The sequence below is a fragment of the Actinoplanes sp. NPDC051388 genome, assembly GCF_055586225.1.
Genome location: NZ_JBVJIP010000008.1, coordinates 1 through 14,734 on the forward strand (window position 1 = coordinate 1; position 14,734 = coordinate 14,734).

The 14,734-nt window shown below is 69.9% G+C and carries 12 protein-coding genes, 1 tRNA gene and 1 pseudogene; 5 read left to right on the top strand and 9 right to left on the bottom strand.

Translation table 11 applies throughout. From position 1 onward, the window contains the following. Positions 1-171: 171 nt before the first annotated feature. Together ACZ6TI_RS20725 and ACZ6TI_RS20730 are read left to right on the top strand one after the other, a co-directional pair. Positions 172-384 carry a hypervirulence associated TUDOR domain-containing protein gene (locus ACZ6TI_RS20725; protein ID WP_465346731.1) on the top strand — a complete coding sequence of 71 codons (213 nt, stop codon included), beginning with the start codon at positions 172-174 and terminating at the stop codon, positions 382-384. Further along, positions 374-706: pseudogene (locus ACZ6TI_RS20730) on the top strand (DUF3140 domain-containing protein); the annotation flags it as partial. The gene ACZ6TI_RS20725 and the pseudogene ACZ6TI_RS20730, both read left to right, overlap by 11 nt. A 440-nt stretch (positions 707-1,146) precedes the next feature. Here ACZ6TI_RS20730 and ACZ6TI_RS20735 read toward each other — a convergent pair. From ACZ6TI_RS20735 to ACZ6TI_RS20775, 9 genes are all read right to left on the bottom strand, one after another. Next, on the bottom strand, positions 1,147-1,521 hold the full coding sequence (locus ACZ6TI_RS20735) for an ArsR/SmtB family transcription factor (RefSeq protein WP_465346732.1): 375 nt from the start codon (positions 1,519-1,521) through the stop codon (positions 1,147-1,149). A gap of 139 nt (positions 1,522-1,660) precedes the next feature. Further along, the gene (gene polA / locus ACZ6TI_RS20740; protein WP_465346733.1) at positions 1,661-4,345 is read right to left on the bottom strand and encodes a DNA polymerase I; all 2,685 of its coding nucleotides are present in this window, start codon (positions 4,343-4,345) and stop codon (positions 1,661-1,663) included. A gap of 83 nt (positions 4,346-4,428) precedes the next feature. Beyond that, a complete protein-coding gene (locus tag ACZ6TI_RS20745; RefSeq protein WP_465346734.1) occupies positions 4,429-5,136 on the bottom strand; it encodes an ABC transporter ATP-binding protein in 708 nt (235 codons plus the stop codon). Beyond that, entirely contained in the window at positions 5,129-6,046 is a 918-nt protein-coding gene (locus ACZ6TI_RS20750; protein WP_465346735.1) for an ABC transporter ATP-binding protein, read from the bottom strand. Before ACZ6TI_RS20750 ends, ACZ6TI_RS20745 begins: the two co-directional genes overlap by 8 nt. Beyond that, a complete protein-coding gene (locus tag ACZ6TI_RS20755; protein WP_465346736.1) occupies positions 6,039-7,193 on the bottom strand; it encodes a branched-chain amino acid ABC transporter permease in 1,155 nt (384 codons plus the stop codon). The genes ACZ6TI_RS20750 and ACZ6TI_RS20755 overlap by 8 nt, the downstream gene beginning before the upstream one ends. Next, positions 7,190-8,131, bottom strand: a complete 942-nt coding sequence (locus ACZ6TI_RS20760) for a branched-chain amino acid ABC transporter permease (RefSeq protein ID WP_465346737.1) — start codon at positions 8,129-8,131, stop codon at positions 7,190-7,192. Before ACZ6TI_RS20760 ends, ACZ6TI_RS20755 begins: the two co-directional genes overlap by 4 nt. A 69-nt stretch (positions 8,132-8,200) precedes the next feature. Then, complete coding sequence (locus tag ACZ6TI_RS20765) at positions 8,201-9,358, bottom strand: branched-chain amino acid ABC transporter substrate-binding protein (RefSeq protein ID WP_465346738.1); 1,158 nt, start codon at positions 9,356-9,358, stop codon at positions 8,201-8,203. A 216-nt stretch (positions 9,359-9,574) separates the two neighbouring features. Then, positions 9,575-10,714 (bottom strand): P-loop NTPase family protein, encoded by a 1,140-nt coding sequence (locus ACZ6TI_RS20770; protein WP_465346739.1) that lies wholly within the window; start codon positions 10,712-10,714, stop codon positions 9,575-9,577. After that, on the bottom strand, positions 10,711-11,325 hold the full coding sequence (locus ACZ6TI_RS20775) for an ANTAR domain-containing response regulator (protein WP_465346740.1): 615 nt from the start codon (positions 11,323-11,325) through the stop codon (positions 10,711-10,713). Before ACZ6TI_RS20775 ends, ACZ6TI_RS20770 begins: the two co-directional genes overlap by 4 nt. Before the next feature lie 132 nt (positions 11,326-11,457). Here ACZ6TI_RS20775 and ACZ6TI_RS20780 point away from each other — a divergent pair. The 3 genes from ACZ6TI_RS20780 to ACZ6TI_RS20790 all read left to right on the top strand — a co-directional run bounded on the left by ACZ6TI_RS20780 (position 11,458) and on the right by ACZ6TI_RS20790 (position 14,651). Continuing rightward, positions 11,458-11,531 (top strand) — tRNA-Leu (locus tag ACZ6TI_RS20780). Between the two features lie 785 nt (positions 11,532-12,316). Beyond that, positions 12,317-13,489, top strand: coding sequence for an HdeD family acid-resistance protein (locus ACZ6TI_RS20785; protein ID WP_465346741.1), 1,173 nt, complete (start codon positions 12,317-12,319; stop codon positions 13,487-13,489). 82 nt (positions 13,490-13,571) lie between these two features. Next, positions 13,572-14,651: an FAD-dependent monooxygenase gene (locus ACZ6TI_RS20790; protein ID WP_465346742.1), complete on the top strand. Its 1,080-nt coding sequence runs from the start codon at positions 13,572-13,574 to the stop codon at positions 14,649-14,651. Positions 14,652-14,734: the final 83 nt, after the last annotated feature.

The window sequence follows — 14,734 nt, forward strand, 5'->3', positions numbered from 1 at the left end:
GGGGGGGAAGAGCCCCCCCCCCCCCCCCCCCCCCCCCCCCCCCCCCCCCCCCCCCCCCCCCCCCCCCCCCCCCCCCCCTCCCCCCCCCCCCCCCCCCCCCCCCCCCCCCCCCCCCCCCCCAACACCGCAGATCGCGGGGTTGATCAGGCCGCGGCGGGGCAGCCCAAGGTCATGAGCAAGGAACCGAAGAAGGGCGACAAGGTCGCCTGGAGCAGCCACGGGCAGACGGTGCACGGCGAGGTGGAGCAGAAGATCACTTCGCGCACCGAGGCCGCCGGGCGCACGGTCGACGCGTCGGAGGACGACCCGCAGTTCAAGGTCAAGAGCGACAAGACCGGCCGGGAAGCGGTGCACAAGCCGGGAGCGCTGAAGCATGGCGACTGAGACCCAGGACGACGTGGACGCCGACTTCAAGGAAGCGGTCAACATGACCGCCGGCGAACTCGAGAAGTGGCTCGCGACGGACGAGTCGCGCGAGGTCGGCCAGAAGTCGGGGGGCAAGGGCGAGTCGGTGGGTCACGACTCGGGCCGGAAGATCATCAAGATCCTCCGGTCCAAGAAGGCGGACCTCACCGACGCGGACCGGGCGCACATGCGGAAGGTCGTCGGCTACGTGCGCCGACACCTGGCCCAGCGGCCGAAGGGGGACGTCACGGACACCGCGTGGCGCTACTCGCTGATGAACTGGGGCCACGACCCCAAGAAGTGACGGTCGCGGCGGCCGGGCCCGCGCAGACGGCCTACCGGATCGACCAACGTTGTGTGATCTCGGCGGATGCACGGGTCGTGCATGGCGAGCGAAGTCGGCAGGGCACGGGTTAGCGGCGTGCGCGGATCGGCAAGGCCCACCTCCGCGGCGTGCGCGGAACGACAAAGGCCCACCTCCGCGGCTTGCGCGGAACGACAAAGGCCCACCTCCGCGGCTTGCGCGGAACGACAAGGCCCACCTCCGCGGCGCGTGCGCGGATCGGCACGGCGAGCGTGGCCCGCGGCAAGACCGCGGGCCGTGTCAGGGCGCGCACGTTGCGACCAGGATGCGCACCGGCCGCGGAGCATCACCGGGTCACGGACTGCCCAGCACGAGTGGCTTTACCGACCGCCCAGCAACACCAAGTCACCCATCGCCCAGCGGGAGTGGGTCGCGGGTCAGGCGGCTATGGAGACCACGTCGCCGAGGGCCAGCAGGCCGCCCATCAAGGCCAGAGCGGCCGGGACCAGGCGGTAGTAGACCCACGTCCCGCGGCGGTCGCTGTCCACCAGGCCCGCCTCGCGCAGCACCTTGAGGTGGTGCGAGATGGTGGGGCCGGTCAGGGCGAACGAGCCGGTGAGGTCGCAGACGCAGACCTCGCCGCCGCCGGCCGACGCGATCATCGACAGCAGGCGGAGGCGGACCGGGTCGCCGAGGGCCTTGAACATGGGTGCGAAGGCGCTGGCCTGCTCCGCGTCGAGAGCACCGCGGGTGAGCGGCTCCCACGCGGGCGTGTCTTTGAGTGACTGGGTGTCCGATGAAGGGGTCGGCATGGGGTCAGCTTCGCAGAGCCCCGCAAGTCCTCATCGGAAAAGATGTTTGCGCAGGTCAGTGCCTTTTACTTTGATGATCTTCAAAGTGGGGGCAGGCCCTGACTTAAACGGTTCATCGCACGGTGGCTGCAAATAACTCTCAGTGGTCGGCACCGTTCCAATCGCGACCGACGCCGACCGACACCTCGAGCGGGACCGACAGTGGGTAGGCACCGCCCATCTCGCGCCGGACCAGCTCTTCCAAGGCCTCGCGCTCCCCCGGCGCCACGTCGAACACCAGCTCGTCGTGCACCTGGAGCAGCATCCGCGACCGCAGCGCGGACGACCGCAGCGCCTCGTCGACCTTGAGCATCGCGACCTTGATGATGTCCGCCGCCGACCCCTGGATCGGGGCGTTCAGCGCCATCCGCTCGGCCATCTCGCGCCGCTGCCGGTTGTCGCTGGTCAGGTCGGGCAGGTAACGCCGGCGGCCGAGGATGGTCGCCGTGTAACCGTCCTGGACCGCCCGGCGCACGACCGCCTGCAGGTAGTCGCGGACCCCGCCGAACCGGGTGAAGTATTCCTCCATCAGCCCGCGGGCCTCTTCGGTGGAGATGGTCAGCTGGTTGGACAGGCCGAAGGCGCTCAGCCCATAGGCCAGGCCGTAGTTCATGGCCTTGATCTTGCGGCGCTGGTCGGGGACGACCTCCTCGACCGGCACGTGGAACACCGACGACGCGGTGGCCGCGTGGAAGTCGAACTTCGAGTTGAACGCCTCGATCAGCGCCTCGTCGCCGGACAGGTGCGCCATGATCCGCATCTCGATCTGGCTGTAGTCGGCGGTCATCAGCTGCTCGTAACCGTCGCCGACGATGAAGGCCCGGCGGATGCGCCGGCCCTCCTCGGTGCGGATCGGGATGTTCTGCAGGTTGGGGTCGGTCGACGAGAGCCGGCCGGTGGCGGCGACCGTCTGGTTGAACGTGGTGTGGATGCGCCCGTCGTCGGACACCGACTTGAGCAGCCCGTCCACCGTGGACTTGAGCTTGGCCACGTCGCGGTGCCGCAGCAGGTGCTCGAGCAGGGGGTCGCCGGTCTGCGCGAACAGGCTCTGCAGCGCGTCGGCATCGGTGGTGTAACCCGACTTGATCCGCTTGGTCTTCGGCAGGTTGCGCTCGGTGAAGAGGATCTCCTGCAGCTGCTTGGGCGAGCCCAGGTTGAACTCGCGCCCGACCACCTCGTGCGCGGCCTGCTGCGCCGACTTGACCTCGGCCGCGAAGTGCGACTCCAGCTCGGAGAGGTAGTCCGTGTCGGCCGCGATGCCGACGTGCTCCATCTCGCCCAGCACCACCGACAGCGGCTGCTCCACCTCCACCAGCAGCTGCTGGGACTCCCCCTCGTCGCGAGACAGCTCCTCGGTGAGGGTGTCGGCCAGGTCGAGGGTGGCGCGGGCGCGGAGCATCACATTCTCCTCCGCCTGACCCTCCTCGCCCAGGCCGTCGAGGGTGAGCTGGCCGTCGTCCGGCCCGTCCACCCGCAGCTCGCGCTTCAGATAACGCAGCGCCAGGTCGGTCAGGTCATAGGCCCTCTGGTCGGGCTTCGCCAGATAGGCCGCCAGGGCGGTGTCGACCCGGACACCGGCCAGCGCCCAGCCGTGCGCCCGGAACGCCAGCGTCGCGGGCTTCGCGTCGTGGATCACCTTGGGCCGCGCCGGGTCGGCCAGCCAGGCGGCCACCGCCTGCTCGTCGGCCTCGTCGAGCGCGGTGGCGTCGAACCAGGCGGCCGGTCCGTCGCCGGTGGACACCGCGATGCCGGTCAGCTCGCCGGTGCCCCGACCGAACTTGCCGGTGACCGCGACCCCGACCGGCGCCTCGCCGGCGTGCTGCGTCAGCCACGCGCCGACCTCGCCGGCCCGCAGCACGCTGCCGCTCAGGTCGAAGCCGGACTCCGCCTCGGGCTCGACCGCCTCCAGGTAGGAATAGAGCCGCTCGCGCAGCACCCGGAACTCGAGCGCGTCGAAGACCTGGTGCACCGCTTCGCGGTCCCACCCGTGCCACCGCACGTCGGCCGGTTCGAGCGGCAGCTCGAGGTCGGTGACCAGCGCGTTGAGCTCGTAGTTGCGCAGCACGTCGGCCAGGTGGGCGCGCAGGCTCTCGCCGGCCTTGCCCTTGATCTTGTCGACGTTGGCCACGATGCCGTCGAGGCCGCCGAATTCGTTGATCCACTTGGCCGCGGTCTTGTCGCCGACGCCGGGCACCCCGGGCAGGTTGTCGCTGGTCTCGCCGACCAGGGCGGCCTTGTCGCGGTAGCGGTCCGGCGGCACGAAGTATTTCGCCTCGATCGCGGCCGGCGTCATGCGCCACACCTCGGACACGCCGCGCACCGGGTAGAGGATCGTCACGTGCTCACCGGCCAGCTGGAACGCGTCGCGGTCGCCGGTGGAGATGACCACCTCGAAGCCGGCGTCGCGGGCCTGGCAGGAGAGCGTGCCGATGACGTCGTCGGCCTCGTAACCCTCTTTCTCCACCACCGGGATGCGCAGCGCCTCGAGCACCTCCTTGATCAGGCTGACCTGACCCTTGAAGGGCTGCGGCGTCTCGGAGCGACCCGCCTTGTAGTCCGCATATCTCTCCGTGCGGAAGGACTGTCGGGACACGTCGAAGGCGACCACGATGTGCGTCGGTTTCTCGTCGCGCAACATGTTGATCAGCATCGAGGTGAAGCCGAACACCGCGTTTGTCGGCTGTCCGGTCTGGGTGGAGAAGTTCTCCACCGGCAGCGCGAAGAAGGCCCGGTAGGCCAGCGAGTGTCCGTCCAGCAGCAGGAGGCGGGGGGCGTCAGCGTTCACCCGAGCGACTCTAGTCGCCGGGTGTGACACAAACGCGGGGGCGGCCGCGCGAAACGCGACCACCCCCGACTGTTATGTCCCGATCAGGCGACGCCGAGGTAGGCCTCTTTGACCGCCGGGTCGACCAGCAGCTCCTGCCCGGTGCCCTCCTTGACGATGCGGCCGGTCTCCAGGACGTAGCCGCGGTGTGCCCGGGAGAGGGCCTGCTGCGCGTTCTGCTCGACCAGCAGGACGGTCGTGCCCTGCTCGTTGATCTCCGTGATGATGTCGAAGATCTGCTGGATGATCATCGGCGCGAGACCCATCGAGGGCTCGTCCAGCAGCAGCAGCTTGGGCCGGCTCATCAGCGCGCGGCCGACCGCGAGCATCTGCTGCTCGCCGCCGGACAGCGTGCCCCCGGCCTGCTTACGCCGCTCGCCGAGTCGCGGGAAGAGGGTCAGCACCCGATCCAGGTCCTTGGCCACCCCGGCCGAGTCGCGCCGGGTGAACGCCCCCATGTCGAGGTTCTCCAGGACCGTCATGCCCGGGAAGATGCCCCGGCCCTCCGGCGACTGACAGATGCCCAGGGGCACCCGCAGGTCGGCCCGCAGGTTGCTGATGTCCTTGCCGTTGAACCGGATCTTGCCGGAAGCCAGCGGGTTCAGCCCCGAGATGGCCCGCATGGTGGTGGTCTTGCCGGCGCCGTTCGCACCGATCAGGGCCACCACCTCGCCCTCCTCGACGCGCAGCGTGAGGCCGTGCAGCGCCTCGATGCGCCCGTACTTGACGACGATCTCGTCGAGCTCAAGCATCGGTGGTCTCCCCCAGATAAGCGGCGATGACCTTGGGGTTGTCCCGGACCTCGGCCGGGCTGCCCTCGGCGATCTTCTTGCCGAACTCGAGCACCACGATCCGGTCGGTCACGCCCATGACCAGCCGCATGTCGTGCTCGATCAGCAGCACCGTGTAGCCCAGGTCGCGGACTCTCCGGATGAGCCGGAGCAGCTCCTCCTTCTCCGCCGGGTTGAAGCCGGCGGCCGGCTCGTCCAGGCAGAGGAGCTTGGGCTCGGTGGCCAGCGCCCGCGCGATCTCGAGCCGGCGCTGGTCGCCGTACGGAAGGTTGCGGGCCAGTTCGTTGGCCCGGTGCTCGATGCCGACGAAGTGCAGCAGCTCGAGCGACTTCTTCTCGCCGGCTCGTTCCTCGAGGACGTGCCGGGACAGCCCGAACACCTTCGCCGACGCGCGACGCAGCTGCTGGATCGCCCGGATCAGCCCGTTGGACGAGTCGACCACCGGCAGTTCCTCCGGCTTGACCCGCACCCGGTAGAGCCGGAACAGCGCGCCGACCACGCTGGTGTAGTGGTTGGAGTCCGTCCCGACCATGACGTTCTCCAGCGCCGTCATCTCCGGGAACAACCGGATGTTCTGGAACGTGCGGGCCACGCCCATCCGGTTGATCTCGTGCGGCCGGCGGCCGGTGATCCGCTTGCCGTCGAAGGTCACCTTGCCGTCGGTCGGCTTGTAAACGCCGGTCATGACGTTGAAGCAGGTCGTCTTGCCGGCGCCGTTCGGCCCGATGAGACCGAGGATCTCGCCCTTGTAGAGCTGGAAGCTCACGTCGTTGAGCGCCACCACGCCGCCGAACCGCAGCGTCACGTGGTCGACGTCGAGCAGCACCTCGCGACTCGGCTGAGCCGTCTGAGACGAAGTTGTGTCAGACACCTGCGGGCACCTCCTCCTGACGAGCCTTCAGTTCTCTGGCCCGGCGTCTGCTCGGGATCAGGCCCTGCGGGCGCAGCAGCATCACGATGACCAGCGCGAGGCCGAACACCAGGAACCGCCACTCGGAGAACTCCCGGAACCGCTCCGGGAGATATGCCAGCAGGAACGCGCCGAGCGACACGCCGGCGATGTTGCCGGAACCGCCGACCACGACCATGGCGACGAACAGGATGGACAGCTGCGCGTTGAACTGGTTGGGCTCGATGAAGCCGCCCCGGCTCGCGAACAACAGACCGGAGAGGCCGCCCAGCGCAGCGCCGATCGCGAACGCCCAGAGCTTGAACTTGAACGGGTAGACGCCCATCACCGCGGCCGCGTCCTCGTCCTCACGGATCGCCAGCCACGCCCGGCCGACCCGGCTGTTCTCCAGCCGCCGCACCAGGAAGATGATCACCAGCACGACGCTCAGCGCCAGCCAGTACCACGGCTTCGCGTCGATCAGGCCGAAGATGTGGTTGTCCGCGGACGGCGCGCCCTGCGGACCCGGGATCGCCGCGACCCCCTGCGGGCCGTTCGACCAGCTGGTCGAGTTGCGCACCACGATGCGGATGATCTCGCCGAAGCCGAGCGTCACGATGGCCAGGTAGTCACCGCGCAGCCGCAGTGTCGGCCAGCCCAGCAGGACGCCGGAGATCATCGCGAGGGCGATCGCGATCGGGATGCAGATCGCCCAGGTCACCGCCCAGGTCTCGGAAAGCCCGAACCTGTCCTGGATCGCGTGCACCACCGGCGACTGCGTGGAGCCGAACAGCGCGACGCTGTACGCGCCGACCGCGAAGAAGCCGACATATCCCAGGTCGAGCAGGCCGGCCAGGCCGACCACCACGTTCAGCCCGAGGGCGATCAGCACATAGACCGCGCAGGTGAACAGCACACCCGCCCAGTTGTTGCCGCCGTCGATCGAGTCGGTGCGCAGCCAGATCAGGCCGGGGATGCCGAGCAGGGGCAGGTAGTAGAGGAACACGATGAAGGCCAGCAGGCCGATCATCCGCTGCCACTTCGGCAGCCCGCGCCAGCGCTGGCCGACCTTGGCGAGGCCTCCGCGCAGGCCGCCCTGCGCCTCTTCGTTCTCCGTTGTCGTCGTCATGCGCGTGCCCTCCCCAACGACTCGCCGAGCAGGCCGGTCGGCCGGAACAGCAGCACCACCACGAGGACCACGAACGCGGCCACGTCCTCCCAGTTGGAGGTGGTCAGCGTCGCGGCGTAGACCTCGACGACCCCGAGCAGCAGGCCGCCGAGCAGCGCGCCGCGCAGGTTGCCGATGCCGCCGAGCACCGCCGCGGTGAACGCCTTGAGACCGAGCAGGAAGCCGACGTTGAAGCGCGTGTTTCCGTATCGCACCGCGTAGAGCAGCGCGGCGGCCCCCGCCAGAAGACCACCGAGCAGGAAGATCAGCATGATGACCCGGTCCTTGTTGACGCCCATCAGCGCCGCCGTGTCCGGGTTCTGCGCCACCGCCCGCACGCCGCGGCCGTAGCGGGTGCGGTTGATGAACAGGTCCAGCGCGATCATCATCACGATCGCCGCCACGAGGGTGAGCAGCTGCGTGTTCGTGATGCCGGTGTTGCCGATCGTGAACACGGTCTTCTGCTGCACGATCGTCGGCATGCCGACGATCAGCCGGCCCTGCCAGAGACCGAAGGCCTCGGACAGCACGAGCGACAGGCCGATCGCCGTGATCAGGAAGATCAGCGGCGGGGCGTTCATCTCCCGCAGCCGCTTATATGCGATGCGCTCGACTGCCACGGCGGTGGCTCCCGAGGCCAATGCTCCGGCCACCAGGCCCGCCACCAGGAACACCAGCATCATCCCGATGCCGGGGTTGTTGGTCGCACCCAGTGCCGTCCAGGTGCCCAGGACGGCGAAGGTGCCGACCATGAAGACCTCGGAGTGAGCGAAATTGATCAGCTTCAGAACGCCGTAGACCAGCGTGTAGCCGAGCGCGACGAGGGCATAGATTGCGCCCTTCGCCAAGCCGTCCACCGTGTGCTGACCCAGGTGCCCGAAGAGTTCGTCGAAATTCACGGAAACTCCCTTATGCACCAGACGCGGCCGGAGGTTTGAGCACCTCCGGCCGCATCACTTACCGATGGATCAGCTGCCGAGCTTGATCTCCTGCTGCGGCTCGAACTTGCCGGCCTTGATCTCGTACGACCAGATCACGACCTTGCTCTTGTCGACGTCGCCCTTGTCGTCGAACTTGATGTACTTCGAGACACCCTGCTTGTCGTAGGCCTTGACCCAGGCGAGCAGGTCGGCGCGGGTCTTCTTGCCGGCCTTGAAGCCGTCGAGGAGAACGTTCGCGCCGTCGAAGCCCTCGGCACCGTAGGAACCCGGTGCCTGGCCGTACTCGGTCTCGTAGTCCTTCGAGAACGTGCCACCCGCCTCAGCGGCCGGCAGACACGGGCAGGTGACGACCGCGCCGTTGGCGGCGTCGCCGGCGCCCGACGGGAAGCCGGGGTCGTAGAGGCCGTCGAAGCCGAGGAACTTCGCGGTGACGCCGGCCGCGCGGGCCTGCTTCAGCAGCGGAGCCGCCTCGTTGGTGTAACCGCCGTAGCCGATCACGTCGGCGCCGGAGGACTTGATCTTCGAGATGGTGGCGTCGAAGTTGGTCTGGTCGGTCTGGACCTTGTCCGAGTCGACGACCGTCGCGCCCAGGCCCTTCTTGATCACCGCGACGATGCCGGAACCGTAGGTCTGGCCGTCGTCGAGCAGGAAGACCTTCTGGCCCTTCAGCACGTCCTTGATGTACGTGACAGCGGCCTCGCCCTGGGTGTCGTCGTTGCCGACGACCCGGTAGAACGACTTGTTGCCCGCCTGGGTGAGCTCGGCAGCGGTGGCCGACGGGCTGACCATCACGAGGCCGGCGGCCTCGTAGATCGGCATGGTGGCCTTGGACTCACCGGAGAAGTGACCACCGATGACGGCCAGGAACGACTGGTCCTGGGCGACCTGGTTGGCGATCGGCGTCGCCTGCTCCGGGTTACCCTGCGTGTCGAACTCCTGGAGGGTGACCTTGCAGTCGGCGTTGGCCGCGTTGAACTGCTTCAGTGCGAGCTTGGCGCCGTTCAGCGACGGCAACACCAGACCCGCGTTCGGGCCGGTGAAGGCGCCGAAGATCGCGACCTTGCCACCGCAGGCGGCAGCGGGCGTGTCGTCGCCGCTCGTGCCCGAGTCCTGACATCCGGCCGCCGCGAGCATGGCGGCGGCGAGCCCCACGGCACCAAGGGCCCGTACATAGTTTCGCCTCAAGGCTTATGACCTTTCATCTGATGCAGGGTGCGGTGGCCCCGTCCCTGTCCAAGTTCCGAACCGCGTACCTGCGTACTGCTCGTGATGGCGCAGCGTACTTGGGTGAGAATTGCCGCCGTAAGGTATGGCGGGCACACATGCCAAACCGTTACAGAGCGCTGCTCGAACGTCCCCGCGAGAAAGGGCCGGGCGGACAGGTTTTTGCGGACGCCGCCGTTACGCCCGAGTTTCTGCCGCGTAAACCCGGCCATTCAACCCGTCATCGGACACCAGCACGGCGTGCCCGTCCGGGCTCGCGGCCAGCGCGATCGCATGATCCACTCCGGCCGGCACCGACGGAATTTCAGCCGTTTCCCAGGAATCTCCCCGGTCGTCGGAGACCCAGGCGGTATACGTACGGTCGTCCCCGGTTATAGCCAGGAGTCGCTCACCGACGGCCACCGCGGAACGCACCGAGGAAACACCGCCCGCGCCCACCGATCCGAATCGTCCGGCCGGCCGCCACGCGTCACCGTCCAGCCGCCAGGATCGAAAGACCGACCCCTCGACCCCGACCCCGATCGGTACGCCCGCGAGCACGGTCACCCGCTGCAGTTCGTCATAACCGTCCGTCGCACCCAGTGACGGCACCCGCGACCACACTCTGCCATCGGCCGACCGCCACCCGATCGGATCGCGATCCACCCGGCCCTTCGGCACGATGCCGCCGGCCACCACCCAGCCGTCCCCCACCGCCGCGCCGTCGAACGCCCAGGTCTCCCCCACGCTGTCCGAGGCGAGCGCGGGCGCCCGCTCGACGATGTCGAACCTCGCCGCGTCCGCCGACGTCCACACCGCGGCGCCGCTCATCCGGTTGCCGGAGATCAGGAAGCCACGCGGGCCCGCGTCCAGCCGGGCCACATTGAGCGCCTGCGGGCCGCCGAACAGCTCGAACGGCGCGGTCACCTCGTGCAGCACACCGTCCGCCGTCTGATGCCACGAACTGTTCCGCGGGTATGCGTGCGCGCCACCGGTCTTCGCGCCGAGCGCCGCCACCCGGCCGCCCGTGCACGCCACCGAGAACAGCACGTTCTGCTTGCCGTAGAAGGTCTTGGCGTCGAGAGTCAGCGCCGCCCAGGTGCGCGCGTCGGTGCTCGACCAGGCGGCCGGCCGCGTACCCCCGGCCTGATCTCTGAGCGCGCCCACCACGAACCAGGACCCGCCGCACTCGGTCGCGTCGCGCAGCATGATCGCGTCGTCGGCCGGCAGCCGGCCCTCCTGCCAGGCGATCGGCTCCGGCGGAGCCGGGCGATCGCCACCCCCGCAACCGGCCACCGCCAGGGCGGCCAGCAGCACGACGGCGGCGACACGCCTCACTGCGGTGGTTCCGCCTCGGCCTGCTGCTCGGCCAGGATCCGGTCGGCCACCTCGCGCATGGTCATCCGGTGATCCATCGCGGTGCGCTGGATCCACTTGAACGCCTGCGGCTCGGTCATCTGGTATTTCGTCATCAGCTCGCCCTTGGCCCGCTCCACCGACTTGCGGGTCTCGAGGCGGTCGGTCAGACCGGCCACCTCGGCCTCCAGCGCGGCGATCTCCGAGTATCGCGACAGCGCGATCTCGATCGCCGGCACCAGGTCGGACTTCTGGAAGGGCTTCACCAGGTAGGCCATCGCGCCCGCGGCCCGCGCGCGCTCGACCAGGTCACGCTGGCTGAACGCGGTCAGAATCACCACCGGGGCGATGCGGCCCCCGGCGATCCGCTCGGCCGCGGCCAGACCGTCCATGATCGGCATCTTGATGTCGAGAATCACCAGATCGGGTGTCAGATCCTCGGCCAGTCGCACCGCCGTCTCGCCGTCACCGGCCTCGCCGACGACGTCGTAGCCCTCCTCGACGAGCATCTCGGCCAGGTCCAGCCGGATCAGGGCCTCGTCCTCGGCGATGAGCACCCGCCTGCGCTCGGCGCTCGCCTGCGTGTCGGCCACGAACCCCTACCCCTCAACGTCGGAAGAGTCGCGACACCCGGGTATCTGGGTGTCACCCTCCTCAGCGTAGTGGGTAGTGTGTGTCGTGCTCGTGACGGCGTTGCACCTGAACCCGATCCGAGTCGCCCTCTGGTCCCCGTATCCCAACCGGCAGAGGAAATGGTCTCAAACACCATCCAGTGTGGGTTCGAATCCCACCGGGGACACAATCTGGGTGCTCCCTGTCCGCGGAGTGCGCGGACCGGGGGCTTGCGTCATTCCTTGCCTGGGGCCCGAGCCCCAGACCCCACGTGCGGCGGGCACGCTTTGGTGTGATGCCGGCGGCTCTCTTCGGGTACGGGCGCCCGTGCCGCTGTGGCGACGTCGGGTGGGTTGGCGGTAGTTCGCTTGGTCTCGTGAGTGCCTTGGCCGGGCCGGGTTTCGCACTCCATCGGCGAGCGTCCTAGCGGCATCTCGCCGCTGTGTCGAGTGCCCGTCCGGGGCAAACCACGCGCCGCTTCCACGGCCTTCTGGACGGCGAGGTGGGGACCGCGTTCCGACGGATCGGCCAGTGCGCGCCGGCGAACGTCGCCCAGCACGCCTGCCTCCCACCAGTATCGACCTCGGCCGACCCCACACCGCGCACCCCGCATCCCGCACCGCGGGAGCCGCCTCCCGCACCGCGGGAGCCACCGCGTCCCGGCAACCCGCGACGTCCTGATCCGGGCATTCCGATTCATCCGTGAATCAGGTCTACAGCGCTGTCGAGCCAACCAGTCCCGGGCTGGAGGGCCGGGCCGAGCTGGCCGGACCGAACTGGTTGGGCCGAGCTGGGGTGGAGCGGGGGTGCTGGGTGGGGCTGGTGTTTGGGGTGGTGGGTGTGGGGTGACCGGGTTAGGGGGTCTGGTGACCGGGTGTTGTTGGGTTTGGGTGCCTGCTTTCGGTGAAAAGTCTGCTTTGGGGGTCCGTTCCTGGTGTCATGACAGGGACCGGGAACTGCGGGAGGCTAAGCATGGTGTCATCGGGCTCGTCGCCCCTTTCCGTTCTGCGCGGGGGCATGTGGGGCTGGCTGATGTTTGCCGGGGTGGCCTGGCTCGCCGTCTCGTGGAGTGTGCTTCGGCTGGAACCGGCCGACATCGTCAGCGTGGCCGGGCCGGTGGTGTTGTTCGGCGCCCTGACCGAGGCGTTGCGGGCCTGTGCGGGCGCGAAGACCTGGTGGATGAACGCTGGGATGGCTGTGCTCTTCGCCGCCACCGGGTTCGTGCTGCTCGCGGAGCAGAGCTCGTCCTACACGACGCCGTCCGCGCTGATCGGGTGGTACCTCATGGTCCGCGGGGCGGTGGACGTCGCGGTCGCGATGATGACCCGCGAGACCGACCGGGTCTGGGGTCTCATCATGGTGATCGGCGTGCTGGAAACCGGCCTGGGCTTCTTCGCGGCGAGTCCGCTGTCGCGGACCGCCGATCTGGTGGTCACCGTGCTGGGTGGGCTGGGCCTGCTGCGCGCGGTCGCCGATCTGGTCACCGGGCTCCGCCTGCGAGAGGTACGCGCGACACTCCACAACGCCCTCGAACTCTCCGCCGAGCGGGCAACCGGCCTGACCGGTTACACCGCCGGGATGACCGATTTCGAGACCGCCCCACCGCGCAGCAAGCCGCGGCACCGGGCGGCGCCCAAGTCGGCCGCGGCTTGGCAGAACTCCGCGGCCGGGCAGGTCATGTGGCCGACCGGCCCGGCGCAGGCGGCGGCCGGCGCGGCGGGTGGCGGTCCGGCGATCCAGGCCGAGCCGGGCATCGCGGCGGCCGGCGGGATGGCCGCGGCGGGCTACGTGGCGGCGAGCGGCACGTCCGCAGAGCAGCCGGGCCCGTCCATCGTGCCAGGCATGACCGCGCCGGAGCCCGAGGCCGGCGGGATGTCCTTCGCCGGCGGCCCGATGTTCAGCGCGGCGGGTGGCGAGCAGACCGCGCCGGGCGGCGACAGCTTCCACGACGAGGTGCTGCGGACCACCGCCGACCTCGACGCCATGCTCGCCCTGGCGGGGGTGACCGGCGCCGCGGTGGGCGCGCACTTCGACGACTACGACGTGCCCGCGGTGCCGGACACCCCCGAGGGCGTCGAGCTTCCCGCCGACGATGACTCGGCCTCGGCCCGCGGCACGGCGCACGCCGAACCCCAGGACCACTGACCCTGGAGGCCGGCACCGCCCTGGCTTGATCCCCGACACAGACCCTATGGTCGATCCTTCCGCCGGTGTGGAAGGGAAGGCCATGAGAGCGGTCGTCGCGGGCGCGGGCATCGGCGGGCTCTGCGCGGCCCTGGCGTTGCGGCGGGCCGGCTGGGAGGTCGAGGTCCGCGAGCGGTCGCCGGCCGCCGGTGAGCGCGGCGCGGGCATCACGCTGCAGGCCAACGCCTTGACCGGGCTGGCGGCGCTCGGGCTGGCCGACGAGGTTCGCCGGCTGGGCCGGGTGGACGCGCCGGGCGGCACCCGCACCCGCAGCGGACGCTGGCTGGCCCGCATCGAGGGCGCCGACCTGCACCGGGTGCTGGGCACCGAGGCGCTGGGCATCCACCGGGCGACGTTGCACGACATCCTGCTCGGCGCGTTGCCGGCGGGCGTCGTCACCACGGCTGCGGTCGACCGGGTGCCGGAGGACGCCGACCTGATCGTCGGCGCGGACGGGATCGACAGCACCCTGCGCCGGTTGCGGTGGCCCGAGGCTCCGCCCGCGGCGTACGCCGGGTCGACCGCCTGGCGCGGGATCACCGACGACCGGTGGACGGGCCCGCTGACCGTGGCGATCAGCTGGGCGCCGGGCGCGGAGTTCGGCATCGTCCCGCTCGGCGACGGCCGGGTCTCCTGGTACGCCGCGGTGAACGCCCCGCAGGGCGCGCCGGACCGCGATGTCCGGGCGCTGTTCGGCGACTGGCACGACCCGATCCCGGCGCTGCTGGCCGCCACGTCCGTCGTGCTGCACCACGACCTCCGTTACCTGCCGGCGGCGCTGCCCACCTATGTGCGCGGCAACGTCGTGCTGGTCGGCGACGCCGCACACGCGATGACGCCGAACCTCGGGCAGGGCGGCGCGCAGGCCATCGAGGACGCCGTCGAGCTGGGCGCCTGCCTGCCCGCCGGACGGCCGCTGGCCGCGGGCCTGGCCGACTACGACGCTCGACGGCGGCCTCGCTCGCAGGCGGTGGCCGCGGCCTCCCGCCGGATCGGGCGCTTCGGGCAGCAGCTGGAGAACCCGCTGCTGGTGGCGGCGCGCAACACGCTGATCCGGCTGACCCCGCCGCGCGTCGCGCTGCGATCGATGGCGCGCTGGGCCGACTGGACGCCCGGCGGCTAGATCAGTCTCGTGGATCAGCCAGGTGGGAGGCGCGGTCCGGAGTGTTGCCGGGCAGCGGCTGCACGCGCTCTGGGCAGCCACGC

Bases quoted from the DNA above. Each gene is read 5' to 3' on its own strand.
- ACZ6TI_RS20725 (WP_465346731.1), top strand. From the start codon at position 172: ATGAGCAAGGAACCGAAGAAGGGCGACAAGGTCGCCTGGAGCAGCCAC.
- ACZ6TI_RS20735 (WP_465346732.1), bottom strand. From the start codon at position 1,521: ATGCCGACCCCTTCATCGGACACCCAGTCACTCAAAGACACGCCCGCG.
- ACZ6TI_RS20745 (WP_465346734.1), bottom strand. From the start codon at position 5,136: ATGCTTGAGCTCGACGAGATCGTCGTCAAGTACGGGCGCATCGAGGCG.
- ACZ6TI_RS20755 (WP_465346736.1), bottom strand. From the start codon at position 7,193: ATGACGACGACAACGGAGAACGAAGAGGCGCAGGGCGGCCTGCGCGGA.
- ACZ6TI_RS20785 (WP_465346741.1), top strand. From the start codon at position 12,317: ATGGTGTCATCGGGCTCGTCGCCCCTTTCCGTTCTGCGCGGGGGCATG.
- ACZ6TI_RS20790 (WP_465346742.1), top strand. From the start codon at position 13,572: ATGAGAGCGGTCGTCGCGGGCGCGGGCATCGGCGGGCTCTGCGCGGCC.